A 14,260-nucleotide genomic window follows, 5' to 3' on the forward strand; every position below is an offset into this window, starting at 1 on the left:
GGGAGGATGCCGTGGGCGCGGGTCGCGCGTTGGGGTTGGTGCTGGGCGTGGCCGCGGACGCGGTGTTCGGCGATCCACGCCGATTTCACCCGGTAGCGGCATTCGGGACCGCCGCCGCGGCGCTGGAGGAGTGCGTGCACGCCGACTCCAGGGCCGCCGGCGTCGCCTACACCACCGTCCTGGTCGGCTCCGTCGTCGCAGGCGGGGTCGCCGTCGAACGGCTCGCGCGCCGGCACTGGCTCGCGCAGGCGCTGACCACCGCCGTGGCCACGTGGACCGTGCTCGGCGGCCGGTCGCTGGCCGACGAGGGCACGTCGATGGGCCGCGAGCTCGACTCCGGTGACGTCGAGGCCGCCCGCGCCCGGCTGCCCCACCTGTGCGGCCGCGACGCAGCCCGGCTGGACACCTTCGGCCTGGCGCGCGCGACCGTGGAGTCCGTGGCGGAGAACACGTCCGACGCCGTCGTCGGCCCGCTGGTGTGGGGTGCCGCGTTCGGCGTGCCCGGCCTGCTGGGCTACCGCGCGGCGAACACGCTCGACGCGATGGTCGGCCACAGGTCCGCGCGGTACCTCAGGTTCGGCTGGGCGTCCGCGCGGCTGGACGACGTGCTGAACCTGCTGCCCTCGCGGCTGGCGGCGCTGCTCACCGTCGGCGGTGCGCCGGTCGTCGGCGGCTCGGCCCCGCAGGCGTGGGAGACGTGGCGCCGTGACGCTGCCGCCCACCCGTCACCGAACGCGGGCCAGGTCGAGGCGGCCTTCGCGGGCGCGCTGGAGATCAGGCTGGGCGGCCGCACGGTGTACTCGCACGGCGTCGAGGAACGGCCGGTGCTCGGCCACGGCCGCAACCCCGACTCAGGTCACGTGACGCGTGCCGTGGAGCTGTCCCGCGTCGTCGGCCACGGTGCCGCCCTGGTCAGCGCCTTCGTCGCCGTCTTCCGCAAGTAGCTCGGCGATCGACTTCCGCTTCGCCTTCGCCTTCGGCGCGGTGTCGAGCGCACCGCCCGGCCGCGCCTCGCGGATCGTGAAGTACAACCACCCGCCGACCGCCATGACGCCGAACGCGATCCACTGCAGCGCGTAGGAGTAGAACGGCCCTGACTCGATCCGCGGCAGCGGCATGGTGTCCAGCGCGCCCGCCTGGCCGTCGATCAGCTGGTAGTGACCGGGCTCGATGCCGGGCCCGACGGCGTCGTTGTTGATCGAGTAGATCTGCCGGTGCCCGTCCTGCTGGATCGCCGGTCGCGCGTCCGACTCGTTGGTGCGCGCGAGCCCGACGATCGTGACCTCGCCCGTGGGGGCAGGGGCGAACCCCGGCGGCTTGATGCCGTTGACCGGCCGCACGTAACCGCGGTTGACCAGCACCTTCTTGCCGCTGTCGGTCTCGAACGGCGTGATGACGAGGAACGCGGCCTCGCCCTGGACCGTGCGCAGCCGGGCGAGCGCCTCCCCGTCGGGCAGGTACCGGCCCTTCAGCTCGACCTTCTGCCACTCGTCGTGCTGCGCGCCGAACGGCACCGCGGCACTGGCCAGCGACTTGGTGATCGCGGAGTTCTGCCCCTGGCGCTCGTCGTTGCGGCCGAACTGCCACGGCGCCAGGAAGTAGACGCACGCACCCGCGAACACCCAGACGGCCAGCGTCAGCGCCAGCCAGCCCGGCTTGAGGAGGAACTTGAACCGCACCACCTCACGGTAGATGCGTGACCTGGACCTCCTGGAACTGGGTCACGAACCCCTCACCCTCCGGGCTGGCGGCCATGACGCCGACCTTGGTCTCGATGTCCGGCGGGAAGTAGGCCTGGCGCAGCACCGTGGTCGGCTCCTCGCCGTCGACGCCGTACCGGATCCAGACCGCGTCGCCGCGGCGTTCGGCGGAGACGGTGAACCGCTCGAAGTCGCCGGTCAGAGCCAGGTTCCAGTCGGAGAAACCGCGGGTCACGACCGCGCTGGGACGCAGCTGCCCGTCGAACAGCTCGACGCCGGCCTTGATCCACGTCTCGTCGTCGACGAGCAGCCCGATGCCCGCGTGGTCGTACTGCGCCGCGTACTCGCCGGAGAAGGTCGCGGTGATGGTGAAGTCGCCGGCCAGCGTGACGCCGTAGAGGTGACCGCTGTCACGCACGACCCCGTTGCCGGTGCGGCGCCAGAAGTCCGAGCCGGGGTCGGCGTGCACGGTCAGCGGGGTGGCCGACCACTTCGCCGGTTCGTTGAGCCAGGTCCAGGTGGTGAGGTCCATGACCCTCATCTTCCCCGCAAAGCGGTCCGCGCCGCCGCCACCGCCTCTGTCCGGTATCCGCCACCGAACAGCACGGCGTGCACCAGCAGCGGGAACAGCTGGTGCAGCGGCACCCGCTCCCGCCACCCGTCGGCCAGCGGCGCGACCTCCCGGTACGCCCCGAGCACGTGGTCGAGGAACGGGCAGCCGAACAACCGCAGCATCGCGAGGTCGCTCTCCCGGTGCCCGCCGTGCGCCGCGGGGTCGATCAGCCACACCTGCCCGTCCGCGCCCCACAGCACGTTCCCGCTCCACAGGTCCCCGTGCAGCCGCGCGGGCGGCTCGGCAGGCCCGGCGAGGTCGGCGATGCGCTCGTACAGCTCGCCCAGGTCCAGCCCGACCCGCACCGCGTAGGGCTCGATCCGCTGTGACGCGAACCACTCCGGCCACGACGGCGCAGGTTCGTTGACCATCGGCGCCTGTCCGATCGTGGCCTCCCGCGGCCCACCGGGTGGCGGTGCGCCGAACGCCGGCGCGCCCGCCTGGTGGAGTGCGGCCAACCGGCGCCCGAAGGTCACGGCCGCCTGAAGATCCGGCGGGCCGACCGGGACCTCGTCGATCACCAGTTCGCCGCCGTCCGCCGAGTGCACGACTGGTACCGCGGGGCCGCCGTCGACGCGCAACCACCGCAGGCCGGCCGCCTCCGCCGCCGTGGCCCGCGCGGACTGGACCTTGCGCCTCAAAGCCTTTCCCGCACCCACGCCAGCAGCCCCGGCACCGCCGCCTCGATCATGCCCAGCACCTGGTCGAAGCCCTGCCGGTCGCCGTAGTACGGGTCCGGCACGTCCACGCCGTCCGCGTCAGGGTCGAACGACCGCAGCAACCGGACGCGACCAGGATCGACCATCCGGCGCAACGCGCGCGCATGACCGGAGTCGAGTGCGACGAGCAGGTCGGCGTCGAGGTGCTCTGGGCCAACCTGCGCGGCCACGTGGTCGGTGGGGTAGCCGTTGTCCGCCAGCGTCTTGAGCGCACGCGGATCGGCCGGGTCCCCCACGTGCCAGCCGCTGGTGCCCGCACTGGACACTTCGACGTGGGAGGACAATCCTTCGCGCAACACCCGCTCACGGAACACGAGCGCTGCCACGGGGGACCGGCAGATGTTGCCGGTGCAGACAAAGGCGACCTTCACCGCCACACGGTAACGCTCAACCCTTGTCGCAAGATGTACGGACAAACGACATGGAGGCCGCCCATGCAGACCGGTACTGACGTGCCCCCGCAACGGGAGATCATCGGGTGCACCGACGCCCTCGGGCGCCGTCGTGCGTTCGAGGTGTACCTCAACGAGAAGGGGCGTGTGTGCTTCCGCACCCCGCCCGGTGAGTCCGCGCAGCTCGACGCGTTCCAGCTGGACGAGCTGATCAGCCACCTCACCGAGCTCCGCCGCTACATGCAGTGACGCGCGCGCCTGGGCTGGTCGCTTACTATTTGCCGCGATGACCAGCCCAGACCTGCGCCACCACGGTGACGTCGACGCCGCAGCGGGCCTCGCCGACTTCGCCGTCAACGTGCGGGTGCCGCGCCCGCCCGCCTGGCTGCGCGACCGGCTGTCCGCCGCGCTCGACGACCTGGGGCGCTACCCGTCCGCGGCAGCGGAACAACGCGCCCGTGAGGCCGTCGCCGGCCGGCACGGGCGCTCACCCGACGAGGTGCTGCTGCTCAACGGTGCCGCCGAGGGCTTCGCGCTGCTGCCGAAGCTCGCGCCCCGCCGTGCCGCGATCGTCCACCCCGGCTTCACCGAGCCGGAGGTGGCGCTGCGCGACGCCGGGGTCCCGGTGGAGCACGTCACGCTGAGCGGCGACTTCACGTTGCCCGAGGTCAGCGCGGACGTCGACCTGACCGTCGTCGGCAACCCCACGAACCCCACCTCCGTGCTGCACCCGGCCGCGCGCGTCAAGCGGCTGCCCGGTCTCCTCGTGGTCGACGAGGCGTTCATGGACGCCGTCCCCGGCGAGCCCGAGTCGCTCGCGCACGACCCGGACGTGCTCGTGCTGCGCAGCCTCACCAAGACGTGGGGGCTCGCCGGGCTGCGCGCCGGTTACCTGCTGGGCGACCCGGAGACGTTGCGGCGCTTGGCGTTCGGCCGCCCGCACTGGCCGGTCGGCAGCCTCACGCTCGAAGCAGTCACCGCGTGCTGCGAACCGGCGGCGCTGCGGGAGGGCGAACGGCTCGCGTTCGAGGCCGCCGCGCACACCGCGCACGCCGTGCAGCAGCTGGGCGACCTCGTCGTCGTGCCGCCGAAGGGCCCGTTCGTGCTGCTCAGGGTGCCGCGCGGAACGCGTGAGGCGCTGCGCGACAAGGGGATCGCGGTGCGGCGCTGCGACACGTTCCCCGGACTGGACGACACGTACGTGCGCGTCGCGATCCGGCCGCCGGAGGAGTTCGCGGTCTTCGTGGACGCGCTGCGGGTAGTGATGGAGGAACTGGCGTGAAGCTCGCCGAGGTGATCGCGGTGCTGGCGGACGCGTACCCGCCGCGGATCGCGGAGAAGTGGGACGCGGTCGGCCTGGTCTGCGGTGACCCCGCGGAGGAGGTCACCAGGGTCCTCGTCTGCGTGGACCCGACCCGGTCCACTGTGGACGAGGCGGTCGAGGTGGGCGCGCAGCTGCTCGTCGCCCACCACCCGCTGCTCCTGCGCGGCGTCAACGGTGTTCCCGCCGACGAGCCCAAGGGCGCGTTGGTGCACAGGCTCATCCGCAGCGGCACCGCGCTGTACTGCGCGCACACCAACGCCGACAGCGCGCTGAACGGCGTGTCCGACGCGCTCGCGCAGGCCATCGGGCTCCAGGTGACCGGCCCGCTGGAGCCGACCGACGAGCCCGGTGTCGGCCTCGGCCGCATCGGTGAGCTTCCCGCCGCCGAGCCGTTGCGCGTGTTCGCCCAGCGCGTCGCCGACGCGTTGCCCGCGACCGTGCAGGGCGTGCGCGCCGCCGGCGACCCGGACCGCCCGGTCAAACGCGTCGCTGTGTGCGGTGGCGCCGGCGACAGCTTCCTCGGCGCCGCCACCGCGGCGGGCGTCGACGCGTACGTGACCGCCGACCTGCGCCACCACCCGGTCTCCGAGCACGTCGAGGCCGGCGGGCCCGCGCTCGTCGACGTGGCGCACTGGGCCAGCGAGTGGCCGTGGTGCGAGCAGGCGGCGGAAATCCTGCGGGAGGCCTTCGGCGGTAGGGTCGACGTACTCGTCTCCACCCGCCGGACCGATCCGTGGACCGTCGGTGCGACGAGCTCAGCAGCAGGAGGACTTGCGTGAAAGCCGATCCCGCAGTGCAGCGCAGGCTGCTCGACCTGGCCCAGGTCGACGCCGAACTGGCGCGTGTCACCCACCGGCGCCGTACGCTGCCGGAGATCGCGGAGATCGCCGAGGTCGAGCAGCTGGTGCGCACCAAGCAGGACGCGCTGGTGGCCGTCGAGACGACGCTCGGCGACATCGACCGCGACGTGAAGCGCCAGGAGACCGAGATCGACCAGGTCCGCGCCCGCACCGACCGCGACCGCAAGCTGATGCAGTCAGGTTCCGTCGGCGCCAAGCAGCTCACCGACCTCGAACACGAGCTCGCCACCCTCCAGCGCCGCCAGGGCGTCCTCGAAGACGACCTCCTGGAGCTGATGGAGCGCCGCGAGGCCGTGGCCGCCGACGCCTCCTTCGCCCGCGTGGAGCTCGACAAGGCCCGCGAGACCCTCGAAGCCGCCGCGCGCCGCCGTGACGCCGCACTGGCCGACCTGGAGGCGACCGAGACCCGCCGCACCGCCGACCGCACCCTCATGGCCAAGGGCTTCCCGGACGACCTGCTGAAGCTCTACGACCGCCAGCGCGAACAGCGCGGCATCGGCGCGGCCGTGTTCCAGACCCGCAGCTGCGGCGCGTGCCGCATCGAGCTCGACCGCAGCGCACTGGGCAAGGTCAGGGAGGCCGCCGCGGACGAGGTCGTGCGCTGCGAGGAGTGCGGCGCGATCCTCGTGCGCATCGCCCAGCCCGCGGGCGCCTGACCCACCCTCGTCACCCGGCCGGCTGCCGCCCCAGCGCGGGAGCCAGCCGCGTGGCGATGTCGGTCAGCAGCTGCACGTAGTCGGCGTGCTCGAAGCTGAACGGCAACGCGAACGCCACCTCGTCGACCTCCCGGAACGCCGGGTCGGCGTGCAGCTGCTCCGCGATCTGCTCGGACGTGCCGACGAGGTCCCGCGCGAACATCATCCGCCGCGGCCCCACCGGACTGGCCGTCCGCGGCGTCCGTTCGTCCACGTACCGCTGGTACTTCTCCCGCTGCTCAGCCGTGGCCGAGTCGGTCGGGATCACCACGAGCCCCTGCGACACCCGCGCCTTGTCGCCGTCGGGGTGGTGCTCGCGGAACTTCCGCACCAGCGCGTGCTGAATCCGCGCGAAGTCCTCGGACTCCTCGGCCTGCACGACGTTGCTGGTGAGGAAGTTCAGCCCGTTCTCCGCAGCCCACCGCGCCGACCTGAGGCTGCCCCCGCCGTACCAGATCCGCTCGCCCAACCCCGGCGAGTGCGGCTGCACCCGGTCCGACCAGACCTCGATGCCCTCCCTGCCGCTGAACTCGACGGCCTTCTCACCCCTCACGAACCGCAGCAACCGCTCCAGCCGCCCGTAGCCGAAGTCCTCCACCTCGGCCGTGTCCGGGTAAAGCGCACCTTTGACGTCGTCCCAGTGCATCGGCGGCCCGACGCTCAGCCCGGGGTTGAGCCGCCCACCGGACAGCACGTCCACCGTGGCCAGGTCCTCCGCGAGCCGCAGCGGGTTCTCCCACCCCAGCGGGATGACGGCGGTGCCGAGCGCGATCCGGCTCGTCCGCTGACTCGCCGCCGCCAGCACCGCGACCGGCGACGAGATGCCGTGCTGCAGGTGCCGGTGCCGCACCCACGCGCTGTCGAAGCCCAGCTCCTCGCCGAGCTCGATCAGCTCCAGGGTGGACCGGTGGCCGGCAGCCGGATCGTGCTCGTCGAACTGCCCGATGGTGAGGAACCCCAGCTTTCGCAACGGCATGCCCGCCAGGGTAGGTGACACCTCAACTACCCGGCCACCACGTCCACATGCTGGTATGCGCGCATTTTCAAAAGTGGACACAATTCTTCGTGAATTGTGGACAACTGCGATCAAGCGGGGTGCATGCCTCGTACAGGTTCCCGAAACTACGAGATTGTTGCGCAAATCTTATTCTCTGCGGATTTTCGGCTCATGACGTACGTTCCAAGGGTCTTGCTCCTCTCTGTCAAGGTGGGCGAAATGGCGATGTCTCGAAGGCAGGCGTTGGTGAACGCCGGTCGCGGTGCCGCGGTTCTCGCAGTCGGTTCACCAGCGCTGACCGCCTGCGGTGCGGCCAAGCCGATGCTCGCGGGAGCGGCGGGGGCCTGGCTCGCGGAGCTGGGCGACGCGATCAAGGCCGACATCGCGGCGAAGGCCGTCGAGAAGGGGAAGCTGGCGTTCGAGGAGCTGTGGAAGAAGTGGGAGAAGCCCACCTCGGACATGAAGACGAAACAGGTCGCCGAAGGGTTCGCGTACTTCGGGACCACGATCTACGGCCACGCCGTTCCAGGCACGACGCTGGTGAGCGTGCACCGGGTGCGGCAGGTCGACCCGGCCTCCGATCGACTGGCCTGCGTGAGGGAGTCAGGTGAGCACGTGGTCCTGGAGAGCTGGGCGTGGAAGGGGATGCTCGCCTTCATCAAGCACGAGCTGGAGGGCAAGGAGGGCGACGACAAGCTCCACGCCCTCCAGCTGCTCGCCATGACCTTGATGCCGCACGGTGCCGTCCTGCCCGGCACGACGCCTGCCGGCTCGGTCAGCTGGGTCAGCTACCCGGCGCGCGACGGCGCGGTCGAGATCGTCAAGTTCAGCGACGGCGGCAAGGACAAGGTCGGGGTCACCGCCTCCGGCTACTTCTCCGGTGACCACGGCAAGGCTACGAAGCTGACCTTCGACCTTGCGTGATCGGCTCACTCGTCATGATGGGGTGTTGGCACTGTCTGGATTTTCGTCGCCTGCCCGCCGGCGGGCAGGCGACGATGCCAGTGCACGGTGCGGCCGGGGCCGAAGAGCACGACGTTGGAGTCGTTCTGCGCCACCAGCCGGTCCGCCGTGGTGTAGACGACGAAGTTGTAGTCCGACTGCATGAGCAGCCGGTACCGCCCGTTCGGCGTGACGGCCACCGACCGCGTTGATCGAGTAGACCTTGTTGCCGCCGTAGCTGCTGGCGTGGACGAGCTTGCTGGGCGCGCTGGCAGGACTTCCCGCGCCAGGTGCCGTTTTCGCTGTGGCCTGAGCCGGACAGGTGGCCGGTGGTGGCCACCGACTGGCACGACCGGTGGGTATGTTCCAGCGGCGTGCAGAGGGTCCTCGGGGTGTGATGCCGGGGGACGTTGTGCCTCTCGGGCGCGCGAAAACCTTGAGCAGGAGACAGCAAAGAGGCCGTCTGTACGACGACCTCTCAGTGCGTGTGGTTAACGCTGGTGTCCGAGGACGAAGTCGCACACTATTCACCCACGTAACCCTCCCTGGCCCGGAGTAGGCCCACGCAGCCCGTTCGGCACCTGAGGCCCCATGCATGTGATAGCCACGCGCAACGGGCCTCATACGTTGAATCTGGGCGCCTCACCTCTAGTGCGCCAAGGCGATCATCGCGATACGAGGTGGACGTGTGCCAGGAAAGATCGGGTGCAGAGGCCTCAGTCTCGGCGCATGATCGCGATATTGTACGGAGGCCGCTCGGCCAACCGGTCCCGCCTCGCACGGGGCGAAGCCGCGGAGCACAACGGAACGCGGTGCTCGGAACGCCTTCGGTGAAGCAGGTTGTCAGGGTATCGGGATGGAGGCTTCATGCGAACCGCGATCATCAGCGGCGTGGCAGGGTTCGGCCTGGAGCAGCAGGCCGCCGCGGATACGGGCCCCCTCCTCGATGAAGACGCCGAACAGCTTGAGCCGCTCCCCTTCGTGCCCGTTCGCGTCGCACAGGTGGTCGACTCGCTGACGAGAACCGGGTTCGAGATCGCAGCGGACGTACCGTTGCTGAACCTGAGTTCGGATGAGCTCAACGACAGGCTGCGCGGCGCGGGGGAAGTACCCGGTTCAGCGTTGCTCGTCCACTATATAGGTCACGGTCTGACCAGTCGCGACGGTGCACTGTTGCTGCCCGGACCCGAGTGGCGACCGGGGTGGGAGGGCAAGACCTGTGTGGACGTGGAGGGCTTGATTCGCTACTACGAGAGCAACCGGGACGGCCCAGACGTCTTGCTTCTGCTCGACGTCTGCCGAGCGGGGTTGGCTGTTCGCTCGCAGATCCGCAACCCTATCGATGAATCGTCAAGGAAGGTATGGGTCGTTGGCGCGGCAGGGTACAACTCGGATGCCTTCGGGGGTTACTTCAGCCTTGCGGTCGCGCGCACATTGGACAGATTGAGCAAGGGGGTGATCGACGTTGATCCTTCGCTTGAGTATGTGCCAGTCGACCTGTTTGCAGGCGAAGTGCAGCGGGAGTTGGACCGGTTGTGCGCAGACGAGGGCAGCGGGATGCCCCAGCAACTGGAAATGACCCCGCGGTTTCGAGTACCTGGCTCGCCGCCAAAGTTCTTTCCTAACCGTCGCTTCAACAGTGACTTCGTGCGCAGTGCGCGGAATGTTCGTGAACGGGAGCTGCGGGCTTTCCTCGACAACCTTGATCCAGCTTTCGACGCCGTTCACTACATGAGTCGCGCATCAGGTGACCCTGACCAGGCCGCAGTTGCTGGTAGATGCTTCTTTACTGGTCGGGCCGATCAGCTGCGGGCGCTGAGCGCGTGGGTGGACGGTTCGCGTGAGCAAGCTGGCGCATTGCGGGTTGTGACTGGTAGCCCCGGCGTGGGCAAGTCAGCGCTGATCGGCATGCTGGTGTGCGCTGCCCACCCGCTGTTGGCCGAAGTGGCCACCGGCATTGTTTCTAGGGTGGGGCCAGGCATGCTGCCCTCAGTGACCGAGAACTTGGTGGCAGTGCATGCGCGCGGTCTCTCACTGAATGAAGTGATCGATTCAATCGCACGTCAACTCGATATTTCGAGTCCAAGTACCGGCCGCTGGAACGCCCGTGACTTCTGTTTTGAAGTTGTGGCGAGGACGGGCGGTGTGGTCGTCATTGACGCGCTTGACGAAGCAGTGGAACCGATCGCCATTATGTCTGAACTGTTGGTTCCGCTGATCGAGATTCAAGAGGCCTTTGGCTCGCCTGTATGTCGTCTACTGGTCGGCATGCGGCCTTGGGACGAGTTTGATCCTTTACTCAAGGCAGCTGATATCATCGGTTCCGCTGCTCAGGTAGATGCACTGATTAACCTTGATCTTGTGCCTGTCGCGCAGACTCGCGTGGATATTGCAGATTATGTTCAAGCGCTGCTGTCCACGTCACCCGTCTATCGGGCGCCGGAGTATCGGGACTTCAGATCAGCGGCGGCGCAGGCAATCGCCGGGGCGCTGACGACCACCAGCATCGGGGGCGCCTTCCTAGTTGCCGGTTTGTACGTCAACGTACTAGTCAATACACCCGAGGGCCAGACGACCGTGCAAGACGTTGCCTCTCGAGTGCCGAGATCGCTCGGCGAAGTGCTTGAACTTCACATAGGTCAGCTCAGCGCTGACAACGCGTGCCTTCGTCCGGTCCTCGCCGCACTTGGCCGGGCCAAGGGCGACGGTATGTCACGGAGGTTGCTGACCGCCGCAGCGAAGGCATTCACCACTGACAATGCACCGGATGAAGCCGATGTCGCGGCCATGCTGGATCTGGTGCGTTTCTACTTGCGTTCTACGGCTGGCCCGGACGGATTGACTGTCTACCGCTTCTTCCACCAGGCGCTTGCGGATCACATGACTGCCTACCCAACATCGACCGCCGTCCTGAATGAAACCGCTGCGCGAACCGTCGCGCAGCGTGTGTTCGAGGTGCTGCGGGACGCTGAGCGAGCATCTGCGCGCCACCTCCCAGACTGGCGAAACGCCGACCCTTACCTCCTGCGTCATCTTCTCGAACACGCTGCGGAGGCCGGCCAGGTGGACGAGTTGATTGCGGACACTGAGTACTTGATCCACGCAGATCCGCGACACGTGGTCGCGTTTTTACACGATGTCCAGAATCCCTCAGCCCAGTTGCTCGCCGCCGCCTATCGGACTAGTGGGCCTCGACAATTTGCCGCATCCCCAGTCCAGCGTCGGCAACTGCTCAACATCGATCTCGCCCGCTGGGGCGACCCCGCCAAGGGTGCCTTGATACTAACCTCCCCTGACGCGCCCCCTCCTGAGTGGATATGCACACACGCCACAGGCGAGGGTGTTCGATTCAGCTATCTGGGCAGCTTGCAGGGACATAATGCGACGGTAAGCGAATTGCGGATCACTACAAGTTCGGCTAGGCGGGTCGTCTCGCTAGGCGGAGACGGCACCATCCGTTCATGGGACGTCGAATCGCTCCAGGAAGAGGGGCGAGCGGACGTAACTGCAAAGTCGATTGTCACCGCATTCGTCGCTGGAAAAGAAGTACTATTAACGCTCAATCGAAGTGAGATCGTGATGTGGGACCTGCCCAACTTGGTGCAGCGAACAGTGTTGTTCGGAAACCCAGATCGGGATTTTATCGAGATGTACCCCTATCCCCACCACTGCGGACCTTACCTGCTGACGCGGACGAATGCCGGAGTAATCGAGATCTGGAACCTGATGGACGAGCGGAAGCTAGGGGAGGTCCGTCGGCCTGTTTCATCTCAGATCTCTCCGCTGGCACTAGGAAAGAACGTTCTCGGCCTGCGTGTGCGAGCGCGAGGCAAGAAGCGAGGCGGCGAAGTGCTTGTATGGAATTGGGAGAGAAAACACTTCAGCCTTGACACCCGTCATCGTCGTAACCAGTATTCTCCCGAATTCCGTCCCTGGGCACGTCAGAGGACATTTGCCGCCGATGCAGGCGAGCTTCTTCTCGGTACGTCCAACAGATTCCGCAACGAGATCGAGGCGCTTCTCCCCGCAGCGACAGCAGCTCATGCGCTGACCAGCGTCGATGGTCATGTTATGGCCGTCGTCGCTTCTCCTGAAGGCCCCGTCCACGTGTGGCGCCTGTTGTCGGAGAGCTTGATCGGTGACCCACAGCCGGGGCACAGCAAACCGGTGCTAGAAGTCGTCGCAGCGGAATCCGCGAAATCGAACGGTACGAGTGGTCACGTGATCACTCGTGCCGGGGACGAGTCAGTTCGGATCACGGACGTCCGGCAGGATGGTAAGTGGGGGAACGCTGCCGTCGCCCGCGTGACTGGGGTTAGTGCGGTATCGGTTGTCGAGACGTTCGAAGGTCCAGTGTACGTAGTCGCTGGCGTGCGAGGAGTTATCCGCGTGCTGCCTTCCAATGGCTATGCCGCGCTAGCGTGCAAGGTTGGACGCCACAAGAACACGGTTAGTCGCATCATGACAGCTGGATCGTCGGAACAAGAACTGCGGTTCCTCAGCATCGCAGGGCGCCGTATGCGCTTGTGGTCGTTGCACGACGATCCAAAGGTCGGCTATCGAGCCGAGACGCATTGGTCGACTGAGTTGTCTGAGACAGTTACCGCAAGCGCATGCACAGCGAGGTTGCTGGTATGCGCGACTGGAAGTGGAAAGTTGGTGCTGGTGGATCTGGCGCGCGGTGATGTCGTGTCAGAGGACGTGCTGTTTGAAAGCCACCATGTGGTTTCTCTGCATATCTCCGGTGGGGATATTGTGGTACTACTGTCGGACAGCTCAGTTTGGGTCCTAGACTACGTTTTGACCAGGCGTAGTTCTCCCGTTCAGCAACGGCAACTGCTCACGCCTGCGGCTGGAGTAACGTGTGCTGCCGTCCTACACGGCCGGCAGCGGGCAGTTGCGGTTACGGGACATAGAAACTGCTCGGTCCGCGCGGTGGATTTGAAGACCGGTCGCCCTGTAGCGGGGGCGCTGCAACTTCCGGACGTCCCTCGGGCTATCGCAGGATTCGGGAATGGTGTGGCTATCGGCTGTGGTCTCGACGTTCTACTCGTCGAGTGTCTTTTCATTGAGAAAGACTGAAGGGTTATCGTTCAGGGCGATGGTGGAAATTGTTGCAATACATGGGATCGGAAACTACCAGGCGCATCTATCGCCTGAAGCAGCAGCTTCATCTCTGGGGCAATCCTGGCAAGCGTCGCTAGATGAATCTATTGGCGGGCGGTCGGGAGCGTCGAGGGTTTCGGTCGCGGCTGCGTACTACGCACACGCTTTGCGAGAGCGCGGAGTTCAGTCTGGCGACATCATCTCGGGTGTAGATGATTTGGATCGGTTTAGTCAGGTGGAGCTTGAAGTACTGAATGATTGGTTCGCCGAGATCGGTGTGCCGGATCCAGTGCGACAAGGGTGGCTGACCATGCCGATCCGACAGCAGCTCAGTTGGCTGGTTGACAAAACCGGAAAGTCGTCGCATGGCTTGATTCGCCTGGTGGTCCGTTTTGTTCGCGAAGTTTCCTGGTATCTGAACCGGCCCGAGCGCCGGTCGGCGGTTCAAGAAATCGTCGCACAGAAAATATTGCAGAGGCACCCGCGCGTCGTCATCGCCCACTCTCTAGGAAGTGTGGTCGCCTATGAGGCGCTGTGGACTATATTGGACTGGCATGTCGATCTCTTGGTGACAGTCGGTTCACCTCTCGCTTTGCCTGGAGCGATCTTCGACAAACTTCATCCGCAGCCTTTGGAAGGTTGGGGGAGTCGCCCTCCGAATGTCGGCACGTGGATCAATATCTCAGATGTGGGTGACCTGGTCGCGGTGCCGCGCCTGCTGGGCCACAAATTCTCAGGTATCGACCTGGAGGTCGAGACCTGTATCGCTCCGGTCGATTTCCACAGATTCAACAATTACCTTTCTTCGGCTGCGCTGCGGGATGCCTTGCGACCGTACTTGTAGTTGTGGAGATTTGCGCGAGGACGAAGTTGTACACTATTCACCCACGTAGCCCTGTTTCGGTCTGCGTA

At 66.8% G+C, this 14,260-nt stretch carries 14 protein-coding genes; 8 read left to right on the forward strand and 6 right to left on the reverse strand.

The genetic code is table 11. The features are described from left to right. Window positions 1–11 precede the first annotated feature (11 nt). Window positions 12–944, forward strand: coding sequence for a cobalamin biosynthesis protein (locus ACZ7CH_RS18820; RefSeq protein WP_470374415.1), 933 nt, complete (start codon window positions 12–14; stop codon window positions 942–944). On the opposite strand, the gene ACZ7CH_RS18825 is transcribed toward ACZ7CH_RS18820, so the two are convergent. Genes ACZ7CH_RS18825 through ACZ7CH_RS18840 form a run of 4 tightly spaced genes read right to left on the reverse strand, consistent with a single transcriptional unit; the run spans window position 852 to window position 3,403 of the window. Beyond that, complete coding sequence (locus ACZ7CH_RS18825) at window positions 852–1,679, reverse strand: SURF1 family cytochrome oxidase biogenesis protein (protein ID WP_470369361.1); 828 nt, start codon at window positions 1,677–1,679, stop codon at window positions 852–854. The two genes, ACZ7CH_RS18820 and ACZ7CH_RS18825, sit on opposite strands and share 93 nt — an antisense overlap. Window positions 1,680–1,683: 4 nt before the next feature. Beyond that, the gene (locus ACZ7CH_RS18830; protein ID WP_458429248.1) at window positions 1,684–2,232 is read right to left on the reverse strand and encodes a DUF1349 domain-containing protein; all 549 of its coding nucleotides are present in this window, start codon (window positions 2,230–2,232) and stop codon (window positions 1,684–1,686) included. Between the two features lie 5 nt (window positions 2,233–2,237). Further along, window positions 2,238–2,954 carry a fructosamine kinase family protein gene (locus ACZ7CH_RS18835; protein ID WP_458429247.1) on the reverse strand — a complete coding sequence of 239 codons (717 nt, stop codon included), beginning with the start codon at window positions 2,952–2,954 and terminating at the stop codon, window positions 2,238–2,240. After that, a complete protein-coding gene (locus ACZ7CH_RS18840) occupies window positions 2,951–3,403 on the reverse strand; it encodes a low molecular weight protein-tyrosine-phosphatase (RefSeq protein ID WP_360386448.1) in 453 nt (150 codons plus the stop codon). Before ACZ7CH_RS18840 ends, ACZ7CH_RS18835 begins: the two co-directional genes overlap by 4 nt. Window positions 3,404–3,466: 63 nt before the next feature. Between ACZ7CH_RS18840 and ACZ7CH_RS18845 the strand changes: the two genes are divergently transcribed. From ACZ7CH_RS18845 to ACZ7CH_RS18860, 4 genes are read left to right on the forward strand one after another with little or no spacing between them, the layout of a single operon-like run. Then, window positions 3,467–3,673 carry a hypothetical protein gene (locus ACZ7CH_RS18845; RefSeq protein WP_030472678.1) on the forward strand — a complete coding sequence of 69 codons (207 nt, stop codon included), beginning with the start codon at window positions 3,467–3,469 and terminating at the stop codon, window positions 3,671–3,673. A gap of 37 nt (window positions 3,674–3,710) precedes the next feature. Beyond that, the gene (gene cobC, locus ACZ7CH_RS18850; RefSeq protein ID WP_360386450.1) at window positions 3,711–4,706 is read left to right on the forward strand and encodes an Rv2231c family pyridoxal phosphate-dependent protein CobC; all 996 of its coding nucleotides are present in this window, start codon (window positions 3,711–3,713) and stop codon (window positions 4,704–4,706) included. After that, on the forward strand, window positions 4,703–5,527 hold the full coding sequence (locus ACZ7CH_RS18855; RefSeq protein WP_360386453.1) for a Nif3-like dinuclear metal center hexameric protein: 825 nt from the start codon (window positions 4,703–4,705) through the stop codon (window positions 5,525–5,527). The genes cobC and ACZ7CH_RS18855 overlap by 4 nt, the downstream gene beginning before the upstream one ends. Continuing rightward, the gene (locus ACZ7CH_RS18860) at window positions 5,524–6,264 is read left to right on the forward strand and encodes a zinc ribbon domain-containing protein (protein WP_360386456.1); all 741 of its coding nucleotides are present in this window, start codon (window positions 5,524–5,526) and stop codon (window positions 6,262–6,264) included. The genes ACZ7CH_RS18855 and ACZ7CH_RS18860 overlap by 4 nt, the downstream gene beginning before the upstream one ends. A 10-nt stretch (window positions 6,265–6,274) precedes the next feature. Here ACZ7CH_RS18860 and ACZ7CH_RS18865 read toward each other — a convergent pair whose 3' ends face one another. Then, complete coding sequence (locus ACZ7CH_RS18865; RefSeq protein WP_360386459.1) at window positions 6,275–7,279, reverse strand: LLM class flavin-dependent oxidoreductase; 1,005 nt, start codon at window positions 7,277–7,279, stop codon at window positions 6,275–6,277. A 240-nt stretch (window positions 7,280–7,519) separates the two neighbouring features. Here ACZ7CH_RS18865 and ACZ7CH_RS18870 point away from each other — a divergent pair, with 240 nt between their 5' ends. Beyond that, the gene (locus ACZ7CH_RS18870; protein ID WP_470374416.1) at window positions 7,520–8,224 is read left to right on the forward strand and encodes a hypothetical protein; all 705 of its coding nucleotides are present in this window, start codon (window positions 7,520–7,522) and stop codon (window positions 8,222–8,224) included. Window positions 8,225–8,229: 5 nt separating this feature from the next. Here ACZ7CH_RS18870 and ACZ7CH_RS18875 read toward each other — a convergent pair whose 3' ends face one another. Next, on the reverse strand, window positions 8,230–8,442 hold the full coding sequence (locus tag ACZ7CH_RS18875) for a hypothetical protein (protein WP_470374417.1): 213 nt from the start codon (window positions 8,440–8,442) through the stop codon (window positions 8,230–8,232). A gap of 667 nt (window positions 8,443–9,109) precedes the next feature. Between ACZ7CH_RS18875 and ACZ7CH_RS18880 the strand changes: the two genes are divergently transcribed. Both ACZ7CH_RS18880 and ACZ7CH_RS18885 read left to right on the forward strand, forming a co-directional pair. Further along, window positions 9,110–13,324, forward strand: coding sequence for a hypothetical protein (locus ACZ7CH_RS18880; RefSeq protein WP_470374418.1), 4,215 nt, complete (start codon window positions 9,110–9,112; stop codon window positions 13,322–13,324). Window positions 13,325–13,343: 19 nt separating this feature from the next. Continuing rightward, window positions 13,344–14,192: a serine peptidase gene (locus tag ACZ7CH_RS18885; RefSeq protein WP_470374419.1), complete on the forward strand. Its 849-nt coding sequence runs from the start codon at window positions 13,344–13,346 to the stop codon at window positions 14,190–14,192. Window positions 14,193–14,260: the final 68 nt, after the last annotated feature.

This window comes from Lentzea sp. NPDC037011, from assembly GCF_055607425.1.

Excerpts from the sequence above, each read along its gene's own strand:
- ACZ7CH_RS18830 (WP_458429248.1), bottom strand. The coding sequence starts at position 2,232 with ATGGACCTCACCACCTGGACCTGGCTCAACGAACCGGCGAAGTGGTCG.
- ACZ7CH_RS18845 (WP_030472678.1), top strand. The coding sequence starts at position 3,467 with ATGCAGACCGGTACTGACGTGCCCCCGCAACGGGAGATCATCGGGTGC.
- cobC (WP_360386450.1), top strand. The coding sequence starts at position 3,711 with ATGACCAGCCCAGACCTGCGCCACCACGGTGACGTCGACGCCGCAGCG.
- ACZ7CH_RS18865 (WP_360386459.1), bottom strand. The coding sequence starts at position 7,279 with ATGCCGTTGCGAAAGCTGGGGTTCCTCACCATCGGGCAGTTCGACGAG.
- ACZ7CH_RS18870 (WP_470374416.1), top strand. The coding sequence starts at position 7,520 with ATGGCGATGTCTCGAAGGCAGGCGTTGGTGAACGCCGGTCGCGGTGCC.
- ACZ7CH_RS18880 (WP_470374418.1), top strand. The coding sequence starts at position 9,110 with ATGCGAACCGCGATCATCAGCGGCGTGGCAGGGTTCGGCCTGGAGCAG.
- ACZ7CH_RS18885 (WP_470374419.1), top strand. The coding sequence starts at position 13,344 with ATGGTGGAAATTGTTGCAATACATGGGATCGGAAACTACCAGGCGCAT.